28 protein-coding genes, 2 tRNA genes and 1 other RNA gene are annotated in these 25079 nt (G+C 43.4%); 11 read left to right on the forward strand and 20 right to left on the reverse strand.

The window, feature by feature from the left end; genetic code table 11:
- Window positions 1-36: 36 nt before the first annotated feature.
- The 3 genes from NZ875_02505 to NZ875_02515 all read left to right on the forward strand — a co-directional run bounded on the left by NZ875_02505 (window position 37) and on the right by NZ875_02515 (window position 2382).
- Window positions 37-879, forward strand: coding sequence for a phospholipase D-like domain-containing protein (locus NZ875_02505; protein ID MCS7174610.1), 843 nt, complete (start codon window positions 37-39; stop codon window positions 877-879).
- Complete coding sequence (locus tag NZ875_02510) at window positions 876-1679, forward strand: HAD family hydrolase (GenBank protein ID MCS7174611.1); 804 nt, start codon at window positions 876-878, stop codon at window positions 1677-1679. The genes NZ875_02505 and NZ875_02510 overlap by 4 nt, the downstream gene beginning before the upstream one ends.
- Window positions 1680-1785: 106 nt before the next feature.
- Window positions 1786-2382 (forward strand): hypothetical protein, encoded by a 597-nt coding sequence (locus tag NZ875_02515; GenBank protein MCS7174612.1) that lies wholly within the window; start codon window positions 1786-1788, stop codon window positions 2380-2382.
- Here the strand turns inward: NZ875_02515 and ispF are convergent.
- The 3 genes from ispF to NZ875_02530 all read right to left on the reverse strand — a co-directional run bounded on the left by ispF (window position 2362) and on the right by NZ875_02530 (window position 4322).
- Window positions 2362-2844: a 2-C-methyl-D-erythritol 2,4-cyclodiphosphate synthase gene (gene ispF, locus NZ875_02520; protein MCS7174613.1), complete on the reverse strand. Its 483-nt coding sequence runs from the start codon at window positions 2842-2844 to the stop codon at window positions 2362-2364. The two genes, NZ875_02515 and ispF, sit on opposite strands and share 21 nt — an antisense overlap.
- On the reverse strand, window positions 2841-4193 hold the full coding sequence (gene dnaB, locus NZ875_02525; protein MCS7174614.1) for a replicative DNA helicase: 1353 nt from the start codon (window positions 4191-4193) through the stop codon (window positions 2841-2843). The genes ispF and dnaB overlap by 4 nt, the downstream gene beginning before the upstream one ends.
- Before the next feature lie 53 nt (window positions 4194-4246).
- A tRNA-Ala gene (locus NZ875_02530) sits at window positions 4247-4322 on the reverse strand.
- A gap of 115 nt (window positions 4323-4437) precedes the next feature.
- Between NZ875_02530 and NZ875_02535 the strand changes: the two genes are divergently transcribed.
- From NZ875_02535 to ssrA, 5 genes are all read left to right on the forward strand, one after another.
- Window positions 4438-4923, forward strand: coding sequence for an adenosine-specific kinase (locus NZ875_02535; protein MCS7174615.1), 486 nt, complete (start codon window positions 4438-4440; stop codon window positions 4921-4923).
- Window positions 4924-5065: 142 nt separating this feature from the next.
- Window positions 5066-5287, forward strand: a complete 222-nt coding sequence (locus NZ875_02540) for a hypothetical protein (protein ID MCS7174616.1) — start codon at window positions 5066-5068, stop codon at window positions 5285-5287.
- A 52-nt stretch (window positions 5288-5339) separates the two neighbouring features.
- Window positions 5340-6464, forward strand: coding sequence for an MFS transporter (locus NZ875_02545; protein MCS7174617.1), 1125 nt, complete (start codon window positions 5340-5342; stop codon window positions 6462-6464).
- A gap of 2 nt (window positions 6465-6466) precedes the next feature.
- Entirely contained in the window at window positions 6467-7222 is a 756-nt protein-coding gene (locus NZ875_02550; GenBank protein ID MCS7174618.1) for a PIG-L family deacetylase, read from the forward strand.
- Between the two features lie 57 nt (window positions 7223-7279).
- Window positions 7280-7637, forward strand: a transfer-messenger RNA (tmRNA) gene (ssrA, locus tag NZ875_02555).
- Between the two features lie 3 nt (window positions 7638-7640).
- Here the strand turns inward: ssrA and NZ875_02560 are convergent.
- The 10 genes from NZ875_02560 to NZ875_02605 form a co-directional block, all read right to left on the reverse strand.
- Window positions 7641-8294, reverse strand: coding sequence for a class I SAM-dependent methyltransferase (locus NZ875_02560; protein MCS7174619.1), 654 nt, complete (start codon window positions 8292-8294; stop codon window positions 7641-7643).
- A complete protein-coding gene (locus NZ875_02565; protein ID MCS7174620.1) occupies window positions 8291-9490 on the reverse strand; it encodes an ABC transporter permease in 1200 nt (399 codons plus the stop codon). The genes NZ875_02560 and NZ875_02565 overlap by 4 nt, the downstream gene beginning before the upstream one ends.
- A gap of 1 nt (window position 9491) precedes the next feature.
- Entirely contained in the window at window positions 9492-10175 is a 684-nt protein-coding gene (locus NZ875_02570) for an ABC transporter ATP-binding protein (protein ID MCS7174621.1), read from the reverse strand.
- A gap of 14 nt (window positions 10176-10189) precedes the next feature.
- On the reverse strand, window positions 10190-11371 hold the full coding sequence (locus NZ875_02575; GenBank protein MCS7174622.1) for an efflux RND transporter periplasmic adaptor subunit: 1182 nt from the start codon (window positions 11369-11371) through the stop codon (window positions 10190-10192).
- A gap of 2 nt (window positions 11372-11373) precedes the next feature.
- Window positions 11374-12684 (reverse strand): TolC family protein, encoded by a 1311-nt coding sequence (locus NZ875_02580; protein MCS7174623.1) that lies wholly within the window; start codon window positions 12682-12684, stop codon window positions 11374-11376.
- 6 nt (window positions 12685-12690) lie between these two features.
- Window positions 12691-13701, reverse strand: a complete 1011-nt coding sequence (locus NZ875_02585) for a TolC family protein (protein MCS7174624.1) — start codon at window positions 13699-13701, stop codon at window positions 12691-12693.
- Between the two features lie 92 nt (window positions 13702-13793).
- Window positions 13794-15491 (reverse strand): DUF2207 domain-containing protein, encoded by a 1698-nt coding sequence (locus NZ875_02590; GenBank protein ID MCS7174625.1) that lies wholly within the window; start codon window positions 15489-15491, stop codon window positions 13794-13796.
- A gap of 52 nt (window positions 15492-15543) precedes the next feature.
- Complete coding sequence (locus NZ875_02595; GenBank protein ID MCS7174626.1) at window positions 15544-16347, reverse strand: DUF4097 domain-containing protein; 804 nt, start codon at window positions 16345-16347, stop codon at window positions 15544-15546.
- Between the two features lie 11 nt (window positions 16348-16358).
- The gene (locus tag NZ875_02600; GenBank protein ID MCS7174627.1) at window positions 16359-16583 is read right to left on the reverse strand and encodes a hypothetical protein; all 225 of its coding nucleotides are present in this window, start codon (window positions 16581-16583) and stop codon (window positions 16359-16361) included.
- A 2-nt stretch (window positions 16584-16585) separates the two neighbouring features.
- Entirely contained in the window at window positions 16586-16963 is a 378-nt protein-coding gene (locus NZ875_02605; protein MCS7174628.1) for a DUF2089 domain-containing protein, read from the reverse strand.
- Window positions 16964-17110: 147 nt separating this feature from the next.
- On the opposite strand from NZ875_02605, the gene pyrH reads away from it, so the two are divergent.
- The 3 genes from pyrH (at window position 17111) to NZ875_02620 (ending at window position 20101) form a co-directional block, all read left to right on the forward strand.
- Window positions 17111-17812, forward strand: a complete 702-nt coding sequence (pyrH, locus tag NZ875_02610; protein ID MCS7174629.1) for a UMP kinase — start codon at window positions 17111-17113, stop codon at window positions 17810-17812.
- 12 nt (window positions 17813-17824) lie between these two features.
- Window positions 17825-19111: a phosphopyruvate hydratase gene (gene eno / locus NZ875_02615; GenBank protein ID MCS7174630.1), complete on the forward strand. Its 1287-nt coding sequence runs from the start codon at window positions 17825-17827 to the stop codon at window positions 19109-19111.
- Window positions 19112-19174: 63 nt separating this feature from the next.
- Window positions 19175-20101 carry a cation diffusion facilitator family transporter gene (locus NZ875_02620; GenBank protein ID MCS7174631.1) on the forward strand — a complete coding sequence of 309 codons (927 nt, stop codon included), beginning with the start codon at window positions 19175-19177 and terminating at the stop codon, window positions 20099-20101.
- Window positions 20102-20103: 2 nt separating this feature from the next.
- Here the strand turns inward: NZ875_02620 and NZ875_02625 are convergent, their stop codons facing one another.
- The 7 genes from NZ875_02625 to NZ875_02655 all read right to left on the reverse strand — a co-directional run bounded on the left by NZ875_02625 (window position 20104) and on the right by NZ875_02655 (window position 25067).
- On the reverse strand, window positions 20104-20916 hold the full coding sequence (locus NZ875_02625) for a metal ABC transporter substrate-binding protein (protein MCS7174632.1): 813 nt from the start codon (window positions 20914-20916) through the stop codon (window positions 20104-20106).
- Between the two features lie 39 nt (window positions 20917-20955).
- A tRNA-Ala gene (locus NZ875_02630) sits at window positions 20956-21032 on the reverse strand.
- Between the two features lie 71 nt (window positions 21033-21103).
- The gene (phoU, locus tag NZ875_02635) at window positions 21104-21796 is read right to left on the reverse strand and encodes a phosphate signaling complex protein PhoU (GenBank protein ID MCS7174633.1); all 693 of its coding nucleotides are present in this window, start codon (window positions 21794-21796) and stop codon (window positions 21104-21106) included.
- Between the two features lie 9 nt (window positions 21797-21805).
- On the reverse strand, window positions 21806-22567 hold the full coding sequence (pstB, locus tag NZ875_02640) for a phosphate ABC transporter ATP-binding protein PstB (GenBank protein ID MCS7174634.1): 762 nt from the start codon (window positions 22565-22567) through the stop codon (window positions 21806-21808).
- The gene (locus NZ875_02645; protein MCS7174635.1) at window positions 22560-23372 is read right to left on the reverse strand and encodes an ABC transporter permease subunit; all 813 of its coding nucleotides are present in this window, start codon (window positions 23370-23372) and stop codon (window positions 22560-22562) included. Before NZ875_02645 ends, pstB begins: the two co-directional genes overlap by 8 nt.
- The gene (locus NZ875_02650) at window positions 23369-24232 is read right to left on the reverse strand and encodes an ABC transporter permease subunit (GenBank protein MCS7174636.1); all 864 of its coding nucleotides are present in this window, start codon (window positions 24230-24232) and stop codon (window positions 23369-23371) included. The genes NZ875_02645 and NZ875_02650 overlap by 4 nt, the downstream gene beginning before the upstream one ends.
- A gap of 1 nt (window position 24233) precedes the next feature.
- Window positions 24234-25067 (reverse strand): phosphate ABC transporter substrate-binding protein PstS, encoded by an 834-nt coding sequence (locus tag NZ875_02655; GenBank protein ID MCS7174637.1) that lies wholly within the window; start codon window positions 25065-25067, stop codon window positions 24234-24236.
- Between the last annotated feature and the right edge of the window lie 12 nt (window positions 25068-25079).

Here is a 25079-nt window from a genome sequence, read left to right on the forward strand (position 1 = left end):
AATGTGAAAACATTTCTTCTGTGCCTATCGACATGTTTGTCGTTTGCTTTTCAACTCGTGTTCACACCGCTCCAGTCCACGGACTGGCTGTGCGAATTGGTAGATAAGGCTTCGTGGCGTGTGTATGTGTGCACTTATTCTCTGAACGAAGAGAACTTGCTGTCAGCACTGTTCAAAGCTTCTCAACGTGGTGTAGAAGTAAAGATAATGTTCGAAACAGGTGTGGCGCCACCTGGTGCACGTATAAAAGTAGATGTCGAAAACTCCCTGTTGCATTTGAAATTCATTGTCATAGATGAAAGAGTCTTGTTCGGCTCTGCGAATTTCACTCAAAACGGTCTGAAAAATTCTCTGAACGATCTTTTGCTCGTTGAGGATTCACTAGTAGCTTCACAGTTTGCTGACTTGTTCGAATCCATCTGGAACGGAGAGGTGAAACGAATCACAATAGAGCAGGATGGTCTGATGGTGAAAAATTTTCATCTTGAAGAACTTTTGCTTGAAGAGCTTTCCAAAGCTAGAAAAACTGTGGATATAGCCATGTACGCTCTGACACATCCGAAAGTCTGGGCTTTATTGAAGATCCTTGCAAGTAGGAAAGTCAAAGTCAGGTTGCTCGTCGATCGATGGTTTCTAGATTCCTCCACATTGAAGGACCTGCCAAAATCTTGCATAGAATTGAGGGTTTTCAAAGATCTCACATTGCATACGAAATTTTTTATAATCGACGGGCGAACAGTTATAAGCGGTTCAGCCAATGCTACGAAAAGTGGTTATGCAAAGAACGCTGAGTTGATGATGATACTTAAACGTAAAGATCTGGTCAAAGAGTACGTGGAATTCTTCGAGAAAATATGGCGGGAGGGAGTTGAACCTTGAAGGTTTTCGTGTTCGATTTGGACGGAACAATCCTCGTTGATTCGCACAATATTCATCCTTCAAACTTGAGAGCTATAAACATTTTGTTGAATAAAAACAAAAAGATCGTTTTTGCCAGTGGGAGAATGCTCCCATCCGTTCGGAAGTTATTGAAACGCCATTTCGACCTAGAATTTCCAGTGATAGCGTACAATGGTTCTGTGGTATGGACACCTCAGTTGGGAAAGATAATGGAACTCAGAATCGATCCAATGCGGGCAGTGGAAATAGTTGAGGCTCTCAGAGAGTTGAAAATACACAGGCAAGCCTATGTGAACGATGAACTCGTCGTCGAGGAAAACAATAAAGAAGCAAGAGCTTACAGTGAGCACGCCGATGTAGAACTCACATTCACAGATGATCTAGCAAAACTAGTGGCAAAGTGCGGTGCAACAAAGTTACTCGCTATTGCTGAGCCAGAGAGATTAGACATGATAATTCCTGTACTGAGGAGAACTTTTCCAGATGTTCTCATCTTCAAATCTTTTAGCAATTATCTTGACTTTGTTCCGTCTCAAACAGACAAAGGGCGCGCACTGAAACTACTTGCCGAGAGATTGGGATTCGATCTTTCAGAAACAATGGCGTTCGGAGATAACGATAATGATGTACCCTTGTTCAAGTGTGCTGGGCTCAGCGTGGCTGTGCGAAACGGAACTAAAGCTTTAAAGGAGGTGGCAGACGTCATTGTGGATGAAAATTTTCTTGGTGGTCCTGGTAACTTCGTGCTTGATTTGCTCGAACTCGGTCTACTCGATTGAACTTCGTACTGATCTCTCGACTTGCCAAAGTGAGTGTGTTTTGTTCATACCTCTACAAACGCTTTTGAAGGACGTTTCTCTTCTCTCTCTAGGTTGCAATCAAAACTTGGAGATTGCGAGAGACGCTTCTTACGCTGCTGGTATGCTAGCACGTTCCCACGGATTTGAGTATGTGGTTTTTGGGACATTGGATGTTCTCACAGATAATGATCCGATGCCTTTGCACAAGATCTCACGCTCGCCCTTCATCACAGCACAAGTACTTTCCTACATGATCGAGGGATTCCTTTCAGCAGGTGTGGTACCCATACTGAATGCGACCACCAAGATCAATGTGGACCTGATCAAAGCATTACTGAACAGAAAAATTTCTTGTCCTGCCCTCGTCGACAATGAAGAAAAAGTAAGATATCTGCGTGATCAAGGTTTCAACGTCACATTCGTGACAGTCCAAGGCCACGTACTTGGAAGGTTACCGACTTTGAATGTGAAACCTCCTGTGGATGTTAGCGAAGTGGAACGAATCAGGAAAAAAGTCCTGGAAGGCGCGATTGTTTTGCTGAACCGTTCTGTGAACAAAATCTCGGTGAACAATCCTTTTGAAAGGGCCGGAGTTCTGGTTTTCGCCGATGAAGAATGGTTGATCAAACTGGCAGAGCAAGTTCTCAGAGGCGAAAGACCTTCAACTGGTAGACTTCCTTGATACTAAACAGATCGCTATTGCTGAAACGCCTTCGTTCACTTCGAAACCCAAATTGTTGGCACTTTTGAACTTAATGTTGATGACTTCTACCGAGGTCTTCAAAGCTCTTGACAATGTTTCCACCATTTTATTTCTGTAAGACGACAGTTTCAACAATCCACAAATCACAGTCACATCTACGTTCACGATCGACCAACCATCTTCTTTCAGCAGATCATACACTCGCTCGAGCATGAGCAAACTCGAAGCACCGCGCCAGTTTTCACTCTGGTCGAAATATTCACCTATATCTCCCATACCAGTAGCTCCAAGGAGTGCATCTATTAAAGCATGACAAACAACATCTGCATCGGAATGACCTTCGAGCCCAATATCTTCACTCACAACTACCCCGCCTAGAACCATCCGTCCAGATTTCTTGACAGGATGTCTGTCAGTACCAATACCCACTCTGAAATTCATTCACCTTCGACCCTTTCCATCTCATAGAATGATGCTGTCTGGGGCTCAAACATAAGTTTCACAGTTCCTATGGGGCCATTTCTTTGCTTACCTATGATTATTTCCGCTTCGTGAGGTTCCTGAAGTTTCTCGGTTTTTTTGTAGTACTCTTCACGATAAATGAACAACACCGTGTCGGCATCTTGTTCTATCGCACCTGATTCTCTCAAATCACTCAATCTCGGTTTTTTTTCTTCCCGAGTCTCTACAGCCCGTGACAATTGCGATAATGCGATGACAGCTATGTTAAGTTCCCTTGCAAGCAATTTCAAAGATCTCGAAATCTCGGATATCTCCTGTTGTCTACTTTCGTGACTACCACCTCGAGTGTGCATCAACTGAAGATAGTCAACAAAAATCGCATCAACATTGTATTCTCTTTTCATTCGCCTTGTTTTCGCGCGAAGCGTCCTCGGATCCAGTGAAGGTTCATCATCGACTATGATGTTGGCCTTGTACAATCTCGAAGCGCCCACCGTGAGTCTTTCCCATTCCTGATCGCTCAGATACCCTGTTCTTATTTTGTGCAAGTCGACTCTCGATTCACTGCATAAAAGCCTTTGTGCGAGTTGTTCTTTTGACATTTCTAAGCTGAATATACCCACGGAAAGGTTAAACTTGACAGCCATGTTCCTTGCGATGGTGAGCGCGAATGCCGTTTTGCCAACTGAAGGTCTTGCAGCGATGATGATGAGATCTGATTTGTGAAATCCGGAAGTTTGTCGGTCCAAATTTCTAAAACCAGTCGGTAACCCGCTGACAACAGCACCTGGTTCAACGAGTGAAGAACTCTTTAACCTCAACTCTTCAAGGTTCTCGAACACAGCGTGCATTATCGTGCCTATATGATCGTATGTTTTCGTGGCCCTCGATTCTGCTATATCGAAGACTACCCTTTCAGCTTCATCCAGGATTTCGTCAACCTCACGCTCTTCATAAGCTGATTCAACGATGTTCCTTCCAGCCACAATCAAACTTCGAAGAATCGACTTGTCACGCACTATCTTAGCGTAGTGCATCGCATGCGCCGAGGTTGGAACCGCCTCAGCAAGCCTTGCGACATCAAGCTCGCTTCCAACAAACTTCATTTGACCGTTTTTCTTCAATTCCTCACAAACTGAGAGTACATCGATGGGTTCACCTCTTTCATACAGTTTCTCCATGACAGAGAATATCGCCTGATGCTTCTTCGAGTAGAAATCGGTACTCCTGAGAATCTCCATCACATCGTTCACCACGCTCGGATCGATCAATATACTACCGAGTACAGCTTCCTCAGCTTCCAAGTTGTGTGGAGGTACGAGCGGCACAGAAGATCACCCCAATGTAATGATACAGAAAAACGGGGCAACTTCGCCCCGCTTGGTGGAGCCGATGGGATTCGAACCCACGACTTCTACCTTGCGAAGGTAGCGCTCTCCCAGCTGAGCTACGGCCCCGGCGATTGTAATTATAGAACAACAGTTCAAACAATGCAAGTGGCCCATCGCAGATCAACACTCGCCAATCCTATGCGATAATTTTGTTGATAAAACTTCATCGCGAGGTGATTTTATGAACATTGAAGTGGTACAAGTCAACATACCTGAGGGTGCAAACGTTATCATAGGTCATTCACATTTTATCAAAACTGTCGAAGACATCTACGAGGTGGTTATGACAACCAATCCCAACATGAAATTTGGTCTCGCTTTCAACGAAGCAAGTGGGCCTTGTTTGGTGAGGTTCGAGGGTAATGATCAAGCACTCATCGACGCGGCAATCGATAATGCAAAAAGGATCGGCGCTGGACACCTCTTTGTCTTGATAATCAGAAATGGTTACCCGATCAGCATACTCAACCAAATCAAGAACGTTCAAGAAGTTTGTAGGATCTTCGCCGCAACTGCCAATCCTTTACAAGTTTTGGTTGTACAGACTGATCAAGGAAGAGCTGTGATAGGTGTCGTGGATGGATTTGCCGTTAAAGGTGTTGAGAGCGATAAGGACAGAGAATGGAGGCATAACTTTCTCAGACAGGTCACTAAATACAAAAAGTAAAAAGACGAGTCTCCAAATGAGCTTACCCGCCCTTAGGCGGGTTTTTCTGTGCATTGAAAAAATCCAAGGTTGTAGTTCATATAATTTCATATTATTCTTTGTTATTCACTATTAATTGATACTTGATATCCATATTTTTTATATGGACTTGACAAATTTTGAAGGTAGTGGTAAGATTTTTATCGGAGGTGAGAGTATGATGATGGAATATCTGTTGGCAAAGATCAGATGGGAAGAACTCATCAAAGAAGCAGAGAGAGAAAGACTGCTAAAGACAACAAAAAATCAGTTCAAAGTCCTATTTGGCTCAAACACCCAAGATGAAAAAGCAAAACAAGATGAAAAATCGAAGATCAATGTCTGAGCCTCAAAGTTGGAACTTGCACACGTTGCACCCGTAGTTCTATAATCATTACATGACACGATCGAAGCTTGTACCTCTACTGGTCGAGTTTTTAGTTTATGCACTTCTCGCATGCATGACTCTGTTGAGTCAATATTTTGTACACATTGATCTTCCACCATCTTTCGTGGGCATTTTGATGGCTTTACCATCTATCAACGCACTTTGGGCGAATCAGCTTTATTTTCTGATGACGTACAAGACTAATCTCAAACGAGTTGTTTTTCTCTCAACAGTAGCTGGTATTGTTTCACTTTGGCTACTTTTTATTTCGAGAAATCCCTTGCCAATATTCGTTTTTTGCTTTTTGTTGATGCTCTCTCAAGGTGGTTTGGTTCCGTTGTTGGAATCTTCGTTGATCGAGCTGGCTAGTCGTTCCAATTTTCCCTATGGAAAGATCAGACTTTTCGGCACTCTAGGTTATGCAATAACAGCCTTTTTCGCCGGTAGTTTCATGTCCAAGAACTTCATTGTGTTGTTCGTGGTTTATTCGATCTTGTTCTTTTTGACCGAATTTACTGTGCAAAAGAGTGAGCTCAGTATAGAATTCCATCGGAGACCGTCAGTACATACGATCGACAAAAGGTTTTTCGTTCTCTTTCTGATCGTGACATTGTCAGTTGGTTTTAACCTTTTCAACACAGTTTTCTTGCCGGTTCTCGTTAGATCCAAGCGATTCCACCCAACGAGCGTCGGTTTGAGCTTATCACTCATGGCGTTGAGTGAGCTTCCTTTTCTTTTGCTCGCCGATCGCGTAGTGAAGAAAGTGGGGGAACTCAAGTTGCTGTTCAGTGCCATTTTCGTTGTGGGTTTGAGGTTAGCGTTGGCTTCGATGGTGAAGAACGAATCTCAGTTGATCTTGATACAACTGCTTCATGGTTGGACATACATAGTGATCTATTACACAACGTTGTTTTTGATGAGAAAAAATCTTTCAGTACAAACACTCCAGAGCATGCAGATAGTTTTTTGGACATCGTTACAAGGTATAGGACCTCTGATGGGCTCGAGCATCGGAGGTTTAGTGATAGAGAATCTAGGAGCAGAAACTACTTACTTGATCTTTGGCGTATTTGCCATGTCACTGACTAGTTTTGGCTGGTATTTCAAAAAAACGCTTTCTGAAACGGGGGGTTAAAAGTGGAGCAGTTCGTAAGAAAGTTGAGGAGTTGGATGAAGTCTCCTGATCTGGACACACTTCAGAAACTGATATGCGTCCAACCACATCCAGACGATGCAGATATATCCATGGGTGCGACCGTGGCAAAGCTTTCAGAAAAGGGTGTCAAGATTTACTACATCAGTGTGACAGATGGTAGTGCGGGAACACGTGACGAATCCCTTTTGGGTCAGAGGCTCGCAGAGATCAGGAAAAAAGAACAAGAGAAAGCTGGGGAAATTCTGGGAGTACACGAACTGATCTGGTTAGATTTCGAAGATCTCGGTGATTATTCTTTAGAACAAGTACGCAGCAAAATAGTTGGTATCATTAGAAAGATCGAACCCGACGCGGTATTCACAGTTGATCCGTTCGCACCTTACGAAGTGCACCCAGATCATATAAAATGCGGTATGTCTGTTGCTCAAGCCGTGAGCCTGTATAAACTACCTAAGTTGCTTCCAGGAACTTCGAGCCATGATGTGGCGATCGTGGGATTCTTCAATACTCCTTTTCCAAACACGTTTTACCCTGTCGAGAGAAAACATTTGGATAAGAAATTCCAAGCAATATCACAGCACAAAAGTCAATTCGATGAGAAAACGCTTCAAATGCTATTTTTCTATCTCACAGAGAAAAGCAAAGGATACGCTCTTGAAGAGAATAAATTTGTAGAGGTTTTTAAACTGCTCCCACCGACAGCACTCCATGTAATGAGTGAAGCATACTTGCTTTGAACTTTTTTCATCTGGGGTGAGTCACCAAAATTGGAGTATAATTAAAATTGGTATTGTGGGGGCGAACGGGTTCGACGGGTGTGAGATCCCCCGAGAAGCGAGCCGAGGTCTCCACTACCTCGTTAAAAAAGTGGAAGTAAAAAGAAGTGCCAACTACGAAATGGCTCTCGCTGCCTAATAGAGGATAGGCAGCCGTCCCCCGTGAGGTCTGACCGGCGCCCACGGAAGGGGCGTGAGAAAGCCGGTTAACCACCGAAAGTACCGCCCTGGACTTTCGGTTGGTATGAAAGGGGCTATGGTTCGAGAGGGCCTGCCTGTGGGCACTTTCGAACCGAAAAACAAACACAGGCTGCGCTCGGAGACGCTCGGGGGTACTCACATTCGGACGGGGGTTCGATTCCCCCCGCCTCCACCAATATTAGTATTTTCTCCAGCTACCCACATAAATGGCTCCGTGGTTTCCAGCTCTTCTTCCTGCAACATCGGCCTCTTCAAAGGGAGGTATTGCGTTTGGGGAGAGAAAGATAGCTTCCCTTTCGGCCTCGCACATTCCTAGTAGTTCAATCAGATCTTCCTTCGTATAAAAACGTGCTCGATTCCATGGTTCTGTACCCTTATCACCAAGCCTTCGGTAGAGAGCAACCCATGAGGATAAAGCGTTGAGGATACCAACTATGAGAATTCCGTTCTTTTTTAAAACCCTCATCGACTCGCTCAGAGTTTTTCGAACGTCTTGAACAAATTCCAGCACTGTGAACAGAAGAACCACATCAAAGCTTTCATTCTCTAAAGGTAATTCTTCTCCCCTGGCACAGATCCATCTCGCCCAAGGCGCATTCTTTTTCCCAATTTCTAACATCCGTATCGACGGTTCGATCGCGACGACTTCTGAGTATCTGAACCTTCTCAACCACCAGCCAGTGCCAGCTCCAACTTCGAGAAATTTCTCACCTGCAGGTAAAAGGTCTCTAAGTATTTTCTCCTCTTCTTTGATGATGAAAGAGCCAAGAGGAGTCTCGTACCAACTATCATAGCTTTCCGCTAGATTTGCAAAAGGATCATTGAGATTCATTCGTATCTGAGGGCTTCCACAGGATTGAGTTTCGAAGCCCTCACAGCTGGCCATACGCCAAAAAACAATCCTACGAGCACCGAAACAGAAACCGCTATGAAGACTACCGTTGGGGTCACAACGGTTCGAATGGAACCCACACTCGCGATCAGCTTGGAAAGGCCAAAACCCGCCGCAATGCCGAGCAAGCCTGCAACAAAGGTTAATACGATCGATTCGAGCAAGAACTGAATTAATATGTGCCTTCTGCTAGCACCTATTGCTTTTCTCACACCTATTTCTCTCGTTCTCTCGGTAACGGTGACCAACATTATGTTCATGATACCGATCCCGCCAACGAGTAAAGAGATGCCTGCAATACTACCGAGCATAAAACTCAACATCGTCATAGTTTGATTCACAGTCTCGAGCAATGCATCTTGACTGATTATGCGGTATCTCTCTTCATTCTGGAATTTCTCAAAGAGAATTGAATCTATCTCTGAAACTGCTTGTGCCGCCAAGGTTTCCGAAACTGCCTGTGCGACTATCATGGAAACGTTTTTCCGTCTGAATAGCCTATTTTCAGCGGATGAAAAAGGAACCAAAATGGATCTGTCTGGATTCAGGAACAGAAGATTTCCACTCTTTTCGAGCACACCAACAACAACGTAAGACTGTCTCATTGAACCACTTGTAATTCTTATCGTTTGACCCAGCGCATTTCCATCTGGGAACAATTGGTCAGCCACTTCTTTGCCTATCACCGCGACGCGACGTCTGCCCCTTTCATCCGATTCATCGAAGAAACTTCCTTGAGCAAGTTTTATATTCAACATGTTGAACAGAACTGACCTTGAAGCCAATACTGTTGCCATAGCGTTTTGCCTCTCGTACTGTACAACAAAGTTTCCTTGTTGAACGGGAGTAACGTGTAGCACCGAAGGGCATGCTTGAGCTATTTTATCAGCATCTTCCTTTTCCAAAACCTCAGTCAATGCGATCGCAGTCCTTCCACCGCCACCTCTGGTGAAACCAGGTGAGATCAGTATCAAATTCGAACCTATAGCAGTCAAGGTTTGCCTGATACTTCTGCTCGTACCCTCGGCGACGGAGACAACACCTATAACCGCTGCAACGCCTATGATTATCCCAATCATAGAAAGAGCCGCACGAAGCTTGTTGTGGGAAATCGAGCGAAAGGCTTCTTTCAGCATGTCAAGCACGCACGTTCACCTCTTCGGAGACGATCTTCCCATCGCGCATTCGAACAATGCGATCGCCACGTTTGGCCACATCGGGATCGTGCGTGACCACAATTATAGTCTGACCTTCGCTGTTCAAATCTGAGAATATCTTGAGTATCTCTTCTCCACTCTTAGAATCTAGATTTCCAGTAGGTTCATCTGCGAGCAGTACGGCTGGTTTGTTTGCCAATGCTCTGGCTATGGCAACTCTTTGCATTTGTCCACCGGAAAGTTGCGTGGGTTTATGGTGCATTCTGTCACCCAAACCTACCAACTCTAGCAGCTCTTTTGCCCTATTCCTTCTCAGTTGTCTTGGAACACCAGCGTATATCATTGGAAGCTCAACGTTCTCAAGAGCAGTGAGACGAGGAAGAAGATTGAATTGTTGGAAAACGAAACCTATCATCTTGTTTCTGATCCTGGCGAGTTGGTTATCGTTCAGTTTCGATACGGGTGTTGAATCGATGTATATTTCACCATCGTCTGGTTTGTCCAAACATCCCATGACGTGTAGCAATGTTGATTTACCACTTCCCGATGGTCCCATAACTATCAAGAACTCACCCTCTTCAACTGTAAGGCTCACTCCATCGAGTGCTCTCACCTCATTGTCACCCATTCTGTAGATTTTCCTAACGTTCTCAACCCTTATGATTTCCGCCACACCGTTCACCTCGTTGGTCCAGGACCAAAACCAGGTATGGGCCCAAATGTTTGAGAAGTGCGGTTTGCACTCGTCGTTCTTCCAGTGACTAGTACAACTTCTCCCTCCGCCAAGCCACTCAAAACCTCGTAAAAATTGCTTGTTCTTACTCCTACACTGATCTCTCTATCTTCTGTGGTACCATCTTTCTTTTTCACCGTCACGTAAGACTTCCCCGACACGAACTTAACAGCGTTCACTGGTACAGCGATCACATTCTCTTTACTCAAAGTGACGATATTGACCTCACAGGAGAGACCAGGTATAACCCTGCTGGTTTGAGCCTGTATACTTGCGCGTCCCAGCGATGGTCTCTGCCCCGTAGAGAGTTGATTTCTCAATTGTTGCAACCTCTGCTGCACCTGAGCTTGGTCCATTCCTTGGAACTGATTCCTGAACTGTTGAAACACTTGTTGAATTTGTGATCGCTCCGCACTGGAGAGTTGTGAGATATCCAGATTAAGCACATCAAGTTCTATGGGTACAACAACTATGCCACCCGAAGTTTCGGCAACGCTTGAAACATAACTGACCCTCGCTCCCAACCTCAAACCTTCGATTGCGTCGAAACTAACCGTGGCAACTTGTCCAACGGCGATTTTTGAATAATCCACCTCATCCACTGAAGCTGAAATATAAAGCTTCTCAAGATTAACAACTCGAGCGAGGGTTTTTCCAGTGTTCACCAAATCACCTTGTTTCACATCCAAAGAGGTAACTACTCCGCTTATTGGACTGACTATCTTGCAATTCTCAAGGTCTCTTTTTGCAAGCTCAAGTTCTATTTCGCGTTGCTGTATTAAAAGTTTGGAACCAGAATTCTTTGCCGTCTCATAATTTTGAAGCGCTTTGATGTAAGCTAATTTATACTCAGTGTCATCGATTTCAACGAGTACATCACCCGCTTTGACTTGATCACCTTTATTCACTAACACTTTCTTCACTATACCGGACACCAACGTCCTTATGTCGGCATACTCTCTCGCTTGAACAGTTCCAGACAATGTAACGGTGTCTATCAGATTCATCTTGGAAACTGTGTATTCACTGACTTGTACCGTGGTGGTTTGAACCGTGTTTCTGTTGCTACAAGCTGTTAAAATAAAAATGAAAGAAAGAAAAACCAACATCAATCGCAACTTGTGCACTCTCATGCACCTCCTGAAGCTTCAACCAAATCTATTCCTAAGACCATTAATAAGTTGAGCTTACTCGCCAAAAGATCCAGTTCAGCTTTGAAAAGCTCAAGCTCCGCCTCTTCCACATCGAGTGCGGCTGTTTCGAGATCTCGCGACGAGACAAACTCTTTCTTCTTATTCAAACGATCCAAATTCATCCTTTTGAGTTCTAGGTCCAGTTCTACGACCGCTTTGGAAATTTCAGCAATTTTTATCGATGCGTAGGAATCTCTCACCGCTTTCTCTAAGTTTTGCAACTTCTCTTCGTATACTGCTCGCTGCAAGTTAAATTTCTGCTGCGTCAATTTGTAACTGTGCAACTTTTCTCCGCGATCTAACAAATTGTAGCTGAGCGCGAAACCGAGTGAGATGGAAAAATTCTTCTCCTCTTTCAGAGTAACCCCAGCTGTAACAGTTGGATTTGGTAACCATGTTTGATAGGATCTTTCATTCTGTTTTTTTGCGATCTCTAGGTCGATGAATGAAGCTTGTACATCGTATCTCGCCTTAATCGTTTCGAGTGCTTCTTGTTCACTGGGTAATTTTGAAGTCATCTGGCGCAATCGAGCCATCATGGTATCCAAAACGGTTTGTGGGTAATTCTTAGAAACACTGAACTTAGCCTGACTGAGCTTTTCTAGCTGTAAAGTGAAGTTTTGCAACTGCTTTTGAGCGCTCACGATATCTTCGAAGGCAACACTTCCAACTTCGTATGCTTTACGTAACTCTTCAACCTGTTCATTCAAAAGTTGAAGTCTTCTAGATGTGATGTTCAACTTTTTCGCGTAGTAGAAGCTGTTGAAAACGTCGTTCACCACGTTCAAAAAAATGCTGTTCTTCACAGACAAAAGTTTCCACGCAGCTTCAAAAAGATTCTTTTGCTTTTCAAGTTGTTGCAGATCAAAATTGGAGAATAAGTCTCTCGAGACGAAAAAAGTCCAACCACTGTCTTTCCATTCTTCAAGGGAAGAATGATAACTCCAACTGTTTTTGATCGAAAAGTTGAAACCAGCCACGTTTGGGAAAGTTATGGACACAGGTATACTGGTAGAGTAAGTAACATCGGTACCTGAAATCGACGCTGAAATACTGAGTCTATCCAAACCGATGTATGGTACTAGCATCGTTTTATCCTTTTTGACCTGAAATTCAATTTCTTCATAACTCAGCTTGGCAGACAGATAATTCACATCGGATTGCAAGCTCTTCTGAACCTCATCCATGAAAGCTGCCAGGACAAATCCTGACAGTAACAAAACTAAAAGCAACATTACTTTTTTCATGTTACATCACTCTCCAAGGGTTGCTGCAAGCATCTTTGAAAAGTCTTGTTCTACATCCACGTGAATATTGCATATACTCTTCAGAAGGGATTTGAGTTGTGTTAGAAACGTTCTCCTCGCATTTGCGTAGGACAGCTTGGCGCTCAGAACATCCTTCTCGGATGCGACCCCAGCACTGTAGTTCTTCTGCACTGTGTCGAGCTGTAGTCTTGCGACATCTACCTTTTCAATTTGCGCTTGAATAGATTTTATATTGTTTTTAATTGACTGAATTTGGCTTTCGTAGGACTTTCTCAAAGTTTGTAAGTACAACTGAACATCGGCTTGAGCTTTTTTCAAATTCCTTTCGTAATAATTCTTCATATATTGGGATGGATTCACCAATCCGTCCAAATCCATCTGTGCAAGTTGAACATTCAATCTGGCTATAGCGAGCGTTAAAGATTTGTCCATCAGCTGCTCAACAGTTGGCAATGAAAAATTCAGATTCAACTTAGTTGGCATTTCAACTTTGATGTTGGCACCTATGAGACTTTCGAAATCTCGTTTCGCTTGTTCTAACGAAAGCTTTGCAGCTTCAAGGTCTCTTTGAGCTTCAATCAGTGTGGCGCTAGCACTCTTAAGTTCTTGAATCGTTCCAACACCTTTTTCATACAAACCTTTCTTTTCCCTGTTATCGATCTCTGCTATTTGAAGATTCAGTTGTGCTATTTCGAGAGCAATTTGACTCTCGATTGTTCCGAAATAAACATCGAGAAAGTCACTGAGAAAATTTTTCAGAGATTCTCTGTAACTGTTTTCGGATCTCAGCTTGGAAAGTTCTGCAGAGAGTTCCTGCCTTTTATTTTTCGCTTCAAGCAAAGCTTTTTGATAATCGTCCTCAGCTTGCTGACGATCCAGTACAAGCTTTAAATACGCTGGGCTGTTATTTTTAGCACTCTCTAGAGCATCTATAACTCCACCAAAGAGCATACAACCGATCAGAACCAAAAACATTAAAAACATTCTACGCCTCATTTTTCAACCCTCCTGCTTTTTCGCCTTCTATCATCATTTTAGATCCTCGAATGATCAACATTTTTATTCTTAATGGTTTTCTAATGTTAGAGTTAACCAGCACCGATCTTGCTTCCCCCAGCCCCAGAACCAACAGTTCCACCTCTGAAATTGCTAGAAGAAGATGTCTGTGCGATCGTTTGTGAAGCCGTTTGAACCATGGATGGAATCACATCCAACATCTTCGGTTGAGCAAGGATAAGATTTGTGACGGATGTCTCAGCGGGTGGGTTGAGCTTCTTGAAATTTTCTGCAACCGTTTTTGCGATACCCAAAGCTGTTGCATAAACTATGTACTCGTCCCACATAGCGATAGACTGCGGAGGATACATCGAAAGAGCGGAAAAATCCAACAAGAATCTTTCAAAGTTTTTCCATCTCAAGTAGTAAAGTAGACCTTCCTTCGTCCATCTTGAGAAGACATCTTTCCTCATAAGAAAGATAGCTATGCCCACTGAAATACACAAAAACATCATGGTTCTTATATAAACAATCATCGGACGATGTTCTGCACCAAAATTAGTCAGAACAATCAATATGGTCAAAGGTACGAACACACAAAAGATCGCTGCAAAGCTTTTCACAGTCTTATTGCCTTTCTCATCCATGAATTCCTTTTCCCTAATTTTATGTAGAACCTCCATTTGCCATTTTCTGAAATTTTGTAAGAATTTTCTTGCGCTGGATTCTTTCTGAACAGATTTTTTGAAAGAGTTGAAGTCCAATCTATTCTCTGAAATGAAACCATCGAACACCCTTATGAAGCTGTCTTTGGAGACATCGGTCAGAAATTCTATTGCTTCGATTTCTCCCGTTTGCCCTGTGACGATCCTTGCTTTCTTTTCTCTCACTGCATTGAGCAATACACTGTTTAAACCATGTTCATCAGGAGTGGAGCATAGTCTTCTCACCACACCATTGACTATGTCCGGCGAATCTTTGTAAGGGATTTCCCTTTCATATTCAGCATCATAAACGACAGAAAACTCTTTACCAAACTTTCTGTAAATGAATACGGGGACCAACAACACAAATGAACCATAGGTTAAAGCGAAGATCGTACCAAAGTAATTTTTCTGCAGATACCTTTTCTCATGAATCAAAATCTCGCTCAAAGAAACATTTTCACTGCGCTTGAATCGAATGGGCAAAATTTTTGCGAAAACATACCTTCCCTCAACAAACGTTTCAGGTGGAACGTTTTTGAAGATGAATCGTAACATGTTACCATTCTTCTGCGAACTCACCATCAATCCCCAGGGATGCTGATAAACAATTGGTTGGCCGAATTCGCTTGGAAAAACAATTCTAACGTCCAGTTTTTTGGTAACCACTGGAGCTTCTGCTGCGTATTTGATGAACAACTGTGTGAAATCTTTCCCCTGGATGAGAAGGTTTTTAACTTTGTAACTGAATTTCAACTCGATGATCAAACCATCCTTTGGTACCTGGACATATTCTTCCATCGAACGGCTGAACTGGAGAAAGACATCTATGTTTCTTGGCCCAAACCTCTTGAATTGAACCCCTCCGAGTAGCGGTGGTCCTTGCAAAATATCGTAATGAAAATCTTCTATCAGTGTTCCTTCTGGCATCTCAAGGCTCCATGTAACGTAACGGAAAGGCTTGATGAACCTCATAGTGAATGTCTCCGTAATGTTTGCTGTTCCATCACCTTCCATGAGTAACGTGTAAGTCCTAGTTGGAAGCTCGAAAAGTCCATTTGAGGGCCGATTTGTGACAAACAACAAGATAAGAAACACGATTGACGCCACTAAAAATGGTACGGTTCGTTTGAACATCTTAGCTCAACTCCTCGAGCATTCGTTTTGCTTCCTCATAGCTCAACTTCCCCTCAGCAACGAGTCTGAGTATCCTTCTCTCGATTTCTTCCACCCGTTCTCTCTTACTCATAACTTTGACTCTCACGTCTCCAGAAACAGTTGAAACTATTATCCTCATTCGCCCATCGCCAAAAACGTACTCGTTACCATGACGGCTGTACCCAACATTAGAGGTCAATTCTCCACTCGCGCTCTTCAAGATCAACTTCATATTCGGTAAACCTACAACGTTCAACTCTACGTCTCCACTCACGGTATTCAAAAGCCAGTCATGTTCTCTACACTCCAGTTTGTTCACAATCACATCTCCACTTGCGTTACTGATAACCAATCTTTCTACGTCAATGGCTGAAAGTACAACATCTCCGGAAACTGATTTGACCTCAACATTCCGTGATCTACAATTTTCAAGAATGATCTCACCTGAAACTGTTCTGAACATGCATTTTTCCGCATTCACTGATGAAACTTGAACATCTGCGGAGACGGAATTAACAAAAATCGACGCTAGATCCACGGGAATGTGTAGTTCCAACTGTTCTGAAGAACTCGAACTGAAACCAAGCAAACCAAAAATTCCGCTCTCAATCTTTTTCGCATCTATGATCAACGCATTGCCATCGATACGAACATCGGGTTCGATCTCCTCGAAAAACAATTTGAAACTTCTTTCTGGACTTCTCGTGACCTTTAAATTCCCACTGGTGATCTTTACTCGAACTTCACTGACTTGTTTTTCTATCGAAATGAACTTTTTTTCCACAGCTTCACCTCCTAAAAACCCATGAATCTGATGATCACCCATATGACGACGATCTCACCGACGATGTAAAACAATATCGGTATGACATTCCCTAACAACAGAAGAAAAGCGTACAGTGCTACGAAGAAAGCGTAAGTCATGGCTATGGATCTCACTTTAATCTGAAGAAGTTTGTATCCTATGTACGCTAGAAGCAAAGCCCCTATAATGCCAACTATTATTTTGAAAATCAGCATAGTTACACGCCTTCCTTGAGTTTTCTAATTTTTTCAAGAGCCTCCTGTGCGGATATTTCTCCTCTCTCGAGACTTTCCAAGACCTCGTTCACTTGTCTTTCTTGCTGGACCTCCACAGCCTCATAACCCAACGTTTTGACGATGGCCTCGAGCCTCGATCGAGCTGTGGGATAAGAAATTCCAAGTTCCTTTTGAACCTCACTGAGATTCCCCCGAGCTTTTATGAAAATCCTTAGAAAGCTCAATTGCTCCGGTGAAAGTCTGAAAAATTCTTCCAGTTCGAACTTTCCCCTTATTGTCGTTCCACACGACGGGCAACTGAGCTCAGTTATCAACAATTGATTATCACAAACGGGACACCTCGAGATCACACGCGCCATTCAAATCACCTCTTTCAATTTATTTAGTTTGAACTAAAAATATTTTAGTCTAAGACTCAAACTTTGTCAAGTACATGTTGGTGTAACATGAAAAGCGATGAATCTGTCCATACAGTTGGTACAATCCTGAGGGAGGGGATTCAAAATATGTACAAGAGAGTGTTGATAAAGCTCAGTGGGGAAGTCATGTGCGGTGAAGGCTCAAGGGGGTTCGATAGGGAGAACATAGACTTTCTGGTTAGACAACTTTCGCGAGTAGTTGAGTATGGCGTGAACGTTGGTATCGTTATAGGAGCGGGAAACATATTCAGAGGAGAAGAATTGGTAGATCTCCCACATTCGCTTGCTGACCAGATAGGCATGTTGGGAACAGTTATCAACGCTCTGTACTTGAAAGGGGCTTTGCAAAGAGTTGGTATAAAGTGTGTTGTCGTGTCTCAGATAAGTTCACTTCCATCCATAAGGCCGATCCACTATGACGATATAAATCTCTACTTTGACGCAGGTTATGTGGTCATTTTTGCAGGTGGTACTAGCAATCCTTTCTTCACAACGGATACCGCTGCAGCCTTGAGAGCAGTCGAAATGGGTGCAGACCTTTTGATCAAAGCAACGAAAGTTGATGGAGTTTATGATAGTGATCCAAGAAAGAACAAGAGTGCAAAAAAATTTGAACGATTGTCCTACCAAGATGCGATAAAATTGGGCTTGAAAGTGATGGATACCGAAGCGTTTTCCATATGCGGAAGGTACAAGTTACCCATAGTTGTGCTTAACTTTTTCGAAGAAGATGCTCTACTGAAAGCTGTCAAAGGTGAGCCAGTTGGTAGTTACATTTCACCCGAGTGAGGAGGTGGATAGATGTACAACGAAATTTTGGATGTCAAAGCTCGTGAAGTCCTTGACTCAAGAGGTAATCCAACTGTTGAAGTCGAAGTTTACCTCGAAGATGGTCAAGTAGCCTCTGCGATCGTGCCATCCGGTGCTTCCACGGGGAAATTTGAAGCACTCGAGCTGAGAGACAAAGACAAAAGATACTTCGGTAAAGGTGTCCTCAAAGCCGTGAAGAACGTTAACGAAATCATAGCCCCAAAAATCATAGGAATGAATGTTTACGATCAGGCCACTATTGATTCCGTTTTGATCGACCTGGATGGGACCGATAACAAATCGAAGCTCGGAGCCAACGCAATACTCGGTGTTTCCATGGCTGTTGCCAGAGCCGCTGCAGAAAGTTTGTACTTACCACTCTACAGATACCTCGGAGGACCCAACGCAAAAGTCTTGCCTGTACCGTTCATGAACGTCATCAACGGTGGAAAACACGCAGATAACAACCTTGACATTCAGGAATTCATGATCGTCCCTGTGGGCTTTTCAAAGTTTTCAGAGGCCCTAAGATGCGGTGCTGAAGTATTCCATACACTCAAGAAAATATTGCACGATGCCGGTCACGTTACTTCTGTTGGAGATGAAGGTGGATTTGCACCTAATTTATCTTCCAACGAAGAAGCCATCAAAGTCCTCATTGAGGCCATTCAGAAAGCCGGTTACGAGCCTGGGAAGGATGTGTTCATCGCTTTAGATTGTGCGGCATCTTCCTTTTATGACGCGGACAAAAAGAAATATCTCATTGATGGAGGAGAGAAGTCTTCAGATGAACTTTTAGAATACTATAGAAAGCTCGTCGAGAAGTATCCGATCCTCAGCATCGAAGATCCTTTCGACGAAGAAGACTGGGACGCCTTCGTTAAGCTGACAGAGCAAATCGGTGAAAAAGTTCAAGTCGTTGGTGATGATATCTACGTAACCAACATCAAGAGATTGCAGAAAGGTGTTCAAATGAAAGCAACCAATTCTATTCTAATCAAGTTGAATCAGATCGGAACAGTTACAGAAACTCTTGATGTGATAGAATTTGCAAAGCAAAATCACATGACCTGTATTGTGTCTCACAGATCCGGTGAAACAGAGGATACGTTCATCGCGGATCTCGCAGTTGCAACCAATTCTGGTATGATAAAGACTGGTTCACTCTCACGCAGTGAACGTATCGCAAAATACAACAGATTGCTCAGGATCGAAGAAGAATTAGCTAGTGCAGCTATCTACAAAGGTTTAGGATCGTTCTACAGTATCAGAAGATGAAACTTGATCAATTCGAATCGGCGCGGCGACACGCCGCGCTTTTTGATCGGCTGGTGAGAACGGATGAATGAGAGAAATAAACTCTTCTCAAAGGCAGCTTGGTTAGGTGTTTGGGTCAACGGCGTGCTCTCGTTGACCAAAATCTTGGTGGGATTTTTCTTCGGCAGCGCAGCAGTTCTGGCGGATGGAGTGGACACAGGTACAGACGTATTCACTTCCCTCGTAACACTGGTGTCTGGAGCCATATCCAGCAGACCGCCAGATAAGACACATCCTTACGGTCACGAAAGAGCCGAAACTATAGCAGCGAAAGTAGTTTCCTTCATTGTTTTCTATGCTGGACTCAGTCTGATCATTTCTTCAGTGAAAAAGATAATCTCGCAGAGCCACACACAAATACAAGGTTTATTGCCATTATTTGTGACGATCATATCTGTAGCAACCAAAACTTGGTTATTCCTCTACAAGTACAACGCCGGTAAGAAATTGAACAGCCTCGCACTCATAGCTGATGCTATGAACATGAGGAATGACATTCTCATATCTGGCACAGTGTTACTCGGTGTTGTTCTCAGCAGAATTGGATTTTTCTGGATGGACAGTATCGCTGCGCTCGTGGTTTCCGTCATGATAATCAAGACTGCTTTCAATATTTTTCAAGAGACCAGCTACGAGCTGATGGACGGCATGCACGATCTAGAGATATATCAAGAAATATTCGATGCCACAAAGTCCGTGAAAGGGGTAAAGAATCCCCACAAAGTGCGAGTGCGCCAAGTGGGTTATAAGTATTTCGTTGACATAGACATTGAAGTTGATCCGAACTTAACAGTTAAAGTTGGGCATGAGATAGCCACTCAAGTCAAACGAGCAATCATTGAAAAAAACGACCGTATAGCGGATGTTTTAGTCCACATTGAACCCGCCGGTAACGTGGAACAAGAGCCTTTCGGGTTGGATCAGGAAAAGTTGAATGCAGGAAAAAAGTGACATCACTTCGATGGCTTTGAAATCAACAAGAGTTTTTCAACGATTGAATCGATGAGGTTGAGATAACTTTCAACTTCGTAGCCCATCAAATCAAGCTCAATCGTTTCAAGGTTCAGTTGTTTCGCTAAGTTCAAAATAGTAGAACTTTCTACGTGCTCGTCCACAAAGATGTGCTTTACTTCACCTTTTTTCACTAAACTTGCAAGTTCGGTTATTTTCTTCATAGTCAAACCTTCTTCGTGACCAGTCTCCAAACCGAAAATTTCGCCGAGGTTGAAACGCTTTGCAAAGTGTGTCAACGCCGGATGAGCCTCAACGATCGTCTTATTCTCTAATGGCCTAAGCCTTTCATACCAAAGATAGATCCTTTCCAGCAGATTTTTTGAGAAATTCTGCCACTTGGACCAAAATGATTCTCTGTATTTCGGATCAATTCGACTCAGTCTCGTTGTGAGTACGTATGAAAAAACAATGACATTGACTGGATCAAGCCAAAGGTGTTCATCGCGCTCGAAATCTTTTTTGAAGATTCCATCCGCAAAGACCAAAGTTTTGTTCGGAAATACGGTTCTAACCTTTTCTGCCCATTCCTCAAACCCAACTAGAACTATTAAATCCGCTTCATTAAGAAGTTTTAAGTCATTAGTTTTCAACTGATACAGGTGGGGGTTCACATTCTTCATGATACATACGACGTTGCAACTTTCACCACCGATTTCTCTGACGATCAATTCCAAGGGTTTGATCGAAACAACCACAGTTGTGGAGAAAACAAACGTGCAAAAAAACAGAAAAATCGTTGATAACGATCGCACATAGATCCCCCCAATCAAAAAGAGGGGGTTATCCCCCTCTGGTGGAGCCGATGGGACTTGAACCCACGACCTCTACCGTGCCATGGTAGCGCTCTCCCAAACTGAGCTACGGCCCCACGCATTTTAAATTATATACCATCAAACACGATCTTGACAACCATCGAGTTTTACAAGTCCAAAATGCCAACTAACGTTGCTCGCTTTTCTTACCCATCACGACCTTCAATTGTTCACCTGTCTTGATGAAATAAAGCTTTTCCGCGACATTTGTGATGTGATCAGCTATTCTTTCGAGATGTCTTATCAGAAAAGCCTCCTCGAGGTAAATACGCATTTTTCTTGGATCATGTTCACCACAAGCCAGTTCTATGAGTTTCTCGTGACCTTCAATGTGGAGCTTATCGACTTCGTCATCCCTCTGCCACACTTTTATGGCGAGCTGTAGGTCGCTATTTCTGACAGCTTCTACTATCTCTTGGAACATGACTAGTACATTCTTTATCATTTCGTTGAGAGTTTTCCAAGATGAGAAAGATTCGATCGTCCTTTGGACATGCCTGTTGAGTTGTGCGATGTTCACGCACTCGTCTGCGATCCTTTCTAAATCTATCGAAAGCCCTATCATGGCCACCACAAACCTCAGATCATCGGCAAGTGGTTGATATTTAGCAATGATGTCGAAAGCCGTTTGCTGTATCTGCATATCCAAGGCATCGAAGTAATCATCCATCTGCTCTATTTCAACCACAGTATTCTCATCTCCGCTCTGAATAGCAAAAAGTGTTTTTTCAAAGAGATTCTCAACGCCCACGAGAAAGTCCATCATTTTCACGTTCAACGAACTTACTTCTTTTTCGTAATGTTTTGTCCTCTCCGTCACGTTCAACACCTACCCTATCTTTCCAGTTAGAAATTTCCTCGTCATCTCGTGACGAGGTTTCTTGGCAATAGTCGAGGTCTCACCGTATTCTACCAAGCGACCTTCATAGAGGAAAAGCACATAATCACTGATCCTCAATGCTTGTCCAACGCTGTGTGTTACTATCACAACGGTATAGTTTTCTGCGAGCTCTTCGAGAAGTCTCTCAATCTTCGTCGTTGCAATCGGATCGAGCGCAGAAGTTGGCTCATCTAAGAGTATGACCTCCGGTTCTATCGCTATGGCTCTGGCTATACAAAGTCTTTGTTGCTGACCTCCGGAAAGTTGGACTGCAGGTTTGTTCAATTTGTCCTTCACTTCGTCCCACAATGCGGCTTTTACTAATGCTTCTTCAACTTTCTGACGCAGAATTTTTTTATCCCTCACACCTTTGATCCTCAGTCCGTACGCGACGTTGTCAAAGACCGATAAGGGAAAAACGTTCGGCCTTTGAAAAACCATGGTGACTTTTCTTCGATACTCATTCACATCGCCAATTTGATAGATGTCTCGACCATGGAAAAGTATACTTCCTTCTATTCTAAAATCTGGAATCATGTCATTCAATCTGTTGAGACACCTCAAAAGAGTACTTTTACCACAACCGGAAGGTCCCATGATCGCAGTGATTTTTCCTTTCCTCACTTCTACATTGATGTTCTCTAGCACTTTGTGTGTTCCATAGTATGCGCTGAGATTCTTTATTGTGAAGACAACTTCGTTTTCAAACATGAGTCCGCCTCCTCAAAAATTGAACTAAGCTGTAGACAATTATCACGATCAGAACCATCAAACTCGCCATGCCTTGAGCCATCCATCGAGATTCGCCACGCAAGTTCATCACAATAGCGTAAATGCTCGTCGGGAGCGTCATGATTGGATCGGACAGTTTAGAAGGCAATTTCGTCGAATAGAAGACAGCCCCTGTCGCTAACAGAGGAGCCGTTTCACTGAAAGCCCTACCTAACGTGAGAATCAGTGTCGTTATCAATCCGTTTCTGCTTGCTCTGAGAACCATTAAAGTTGATTGCAATTTGTTGGCTCCGAGCGCTATGACTCCTTCCCTCAACTCTTTTGGAACTGAGCGAAGAAATTCCGCAGCACTGTTGATGAAGAAAGGTATAGCCATGGTAGAAAGAGTGAGCGACGCTGAAAGTAGAGATGTTCCAAACCCCAAAGCCACGCAGAAGAAACTCAATCCAAAAAGACCATAAACGATCGATGGAATACTGTTCATTGTAGCTGCGAGGGATTGAATCAAAATCGACAATCTTCTCGGTGCTAACTCACTGACAAAGATGGTGCCCATCAAACCGGCAGGAATAGTGATTAAAAAAACAAATAGCATCAATAAAAGTGAACCCACAAGCATCGGTAATATACCACCCTCGCGCATCATGGACCTTGGATACTCGGTGAAAAAACCTGGCGAAAAGAAATAACGCATCCCAGGGACGATGATCAAGAAGAGAACGATCACAAGACACGCAAAAATGACATAAGTTACAATCCTGAACAACCAGTGAACCAGTTTCACCCTTTGACCCACCTTTCCAGTTGCCTCATCAGTCTGTTGCTCACCAAATTCAAACCGAGTGAAGCGGCCAAGAGCAATGATCCTATGAAAAACAGTGCGCTGTAGTGTAGACTACCGACTGCTACTTCGTTTATTTCACTACCGAGTGTCACGGTCAAAGGTCTCACCGGACTGAAAAAAGATCTTGGGAGCATGTTGGCTCCACCAGAAACCATCAAAACTATCATAGTTTCCCCAAAAATTCTATTGAAAACTGTCAATGCTGCGTTCAAGATACCTGGAGCGGCATACTTCAATTCTAGAGGAATAAGTTTTGATTCACTCGCTCCGAGACTGATAGCTCCTTCCAAAACTTCTCTCGGTACTTGTTCGAGTGACTGATACGAGAGGCTAACCATTAACGGTAAAGTGAGAACTGAGAGCACAATTGAAGCGTTGAGGAAATTGAGAGGCGTCCAGATCTCGAACTTCAAAAACAAGGGAGCAAGAACGACGACTCCGAAGAAACCAAGAACAACGGACGGAATTCCGCTGATGAATTCGAACACGCGCAAAATCACTTCTTTCTCCATTCTGCTGGCAAATCTATGTAGATAAGATGCGATGGTCAATCCGATAAAAAACACGATGAAACTCGTCCAAGTTGAAAGCAGCAGTGAGTTCAAAAGCATTGTTCTTATTCCGAATTCTGCTTCACTCCAAACTGGATACCAATTCGGTGAGAACAAACCGAATCCGACTTCCCGAATCGCCCTGATGGATTCTTTAGTGATGAAAAAAATCATCGCAAAAATGGCGGCTACCACGATCATGGCAGCCGCAGAAACGATAGCAACAAAAATCTTTGAAAATACCTTCATTTTATTCAGTCCCGTACGCAGGTATGTAGCCCGCTTCTTTCACCAATTTTTGACCTTTTGGGGAAAGAACGAATCTCAGATAATCTGCTACGACACCTTTGTCAGGCCATGTGTTGTTGAAACGCTTCAGATCGATAAACATGAACAAGGGTCTACTTATTGGATAGATTCCAGCCAACACGTTCTCAACAGTGGGCGCGATTCCGTTCACTTTCAGCGCCTTCACTTGCTTGGTGACATAACCCATACCTGTATAGCCTATCGCATAGGGATTGACCGCCACACTTTCTATTTCAGCTTGAGAAGATTCAAGCATCTGCACTGTTGGACTCAATTTTGCACCTTTGAGGACCTTTTCGACCCACGTTTCAAATGTACCTGAAGCGGTATTTCTCGAATAGACAACGATCGGTCTTTTTGGAAGTTTCGGATCGACTTGGCTCCATTCTGTAATCTCACCGGTGTAGATCTTTCTGAGCGTATCGATGCTGATGTCTTCGATGGGTAAACTTGGATGAACGATCACGGACAAACCGTCGTAAGCAATGATTATAGGGACGAAATATCGACCAGATTTGTGCATTTCGTCAACCTCTTCCGGTTTGAGAAATCTGCTCGAATTGGCGATGTCCGTTGTTTCGTTGAACAATGCCTTGATCCCCGTGGTAGACCCAGCACCTTCCAACGTTACGGTGACGTTCGGATAAAGTTTCTTGAAGGCTTCCACCCAGAGCTGAGCGATGGGATAAACTGTGTTGGAACCTTTGATGACCAAAGTTTGTGCGGTTATCACCACGGTGACGAAAGTCAAAAGCACTAAGAAAAGTTTCCTCATTCAATCACCTCC

The organism is Pseudothermotoga sp. (assembly GCA_025060105.1).
Taxonomy (GTDB): domain Bacteria; phylum Thermotogota; class Thermotogae; order Thermotogales; family DSM-5069; genus Pseudothermotoga_A.

Bases quoted from the DNA above. Each gene is read 5' to 3' on its own strand.
- ispF (MCS7174613.1), bottom strand. From the start codon at position 2,844: ATGAATTTCAGAGTGGGTATTGGTACTGACAGACATCCTGTCAAGAAA.
- NZ875_02535 (MCS7174615.1), top strand. From the start codon at position 4,438: ATGAACATTGAAGTGGTACAAGTCAACATACCTGAGGGTGCAAACGTT.
- NZ875_02540 (MCS7174616.1), top strand. From the start codon at position 5,066: ATGGACTTGACAAATTTTGAAGGTAGTGGTAAGATTTTTATCGGAGGT.
- NZ875_02545 (MCS7174617.1), top strand. From the start codon at position 5,340: ATGACACGATCGAAGCTTGTACCTCTACTGGTCGAGTTTTTAGTTTAT.
- NZ875_02560 (MCS7174619.1), bottom strand. From the start codon at position 8,294: ATGAATCTCAATGATCCTTTTGCAAATCTAGCGGAAAGCTATGATAGT.
- NZ875_02565 (MCS7174620.1), bottom strand. From the start codon at position 9,490: ATGCTGAAAGAAGCCTTTCGCTCGATTTCCCACAACAAGCTTCGTGCG.
- NZ875_02580 (MCS7174623.1), bottom strand. From the start codon at position 12,684: ATGAAAAAAGTAATGTTGCTTTTAGTTTTGTTACTGTCAGGATTTGTC.
- NZ875_02585 (MCS7174624.1), bottom strand. From the start codon at position 13,701: ATGAGGCGTAGAATGTTTTTAATGTTTTTGGTTCTGATCGGTTGTATG.
- NZ875_02600 (MCS7174627.1), bottom strand. From the start codon at position 16,583: ATGCTGATTTTCAAAATAATAGTTGGCATTATAGGGGCTTTGCTTCTA.
- NZ875_02605 (MCS7174628.1), bottom strand. From the start codon at position 16,963: ATGGCGCGTGTGATCTCGAGGTGTCCCGTTTGTGATAATCAATTGTTG.
- pyrH (MCS7174629.1), top strand. From the start codon at position 17,111: ATGTACAAGAGAGTGTTGATAAAGCTCAGTGGGGAAGTCATGTGCGGT.
- eno (MCS7174630.1), top strand. From the start codon at position 17,825: ATGTACAACGAAATTTTGGATGTCAAAGCTCGTGAAGTCCTTGACTCA.
- NZ875_02620 (MCS7174631.1), top strand. From the start codon at position 19,175: ATGAATGAGAGAAATAAACTCTTCTCAAAGGCAGCTTGGTTAGGTGTT.
- pstB (MCS7174634.1), bottom strand. From the start codon at position 22,567: ATGTTTGAAAACGAAGTTGTCTTCACAATAAAGAATCTCAGCGCATAC.
- NZ875_02650 (MCS7174636.1), bottom strand. From the start codon at position 24,232: ATGAAGGTATTTTCAAAGATTTTTGTTGCTATCGTTTCTGCGGCTGCC.
- NZ875_02655 (MCS7174637.1), bottom strand. From the start codon at position 25,067: ATGAGGAAACTTTTCTTAGTGCTTTTGACTTTCGTCACCGTGGTGATA.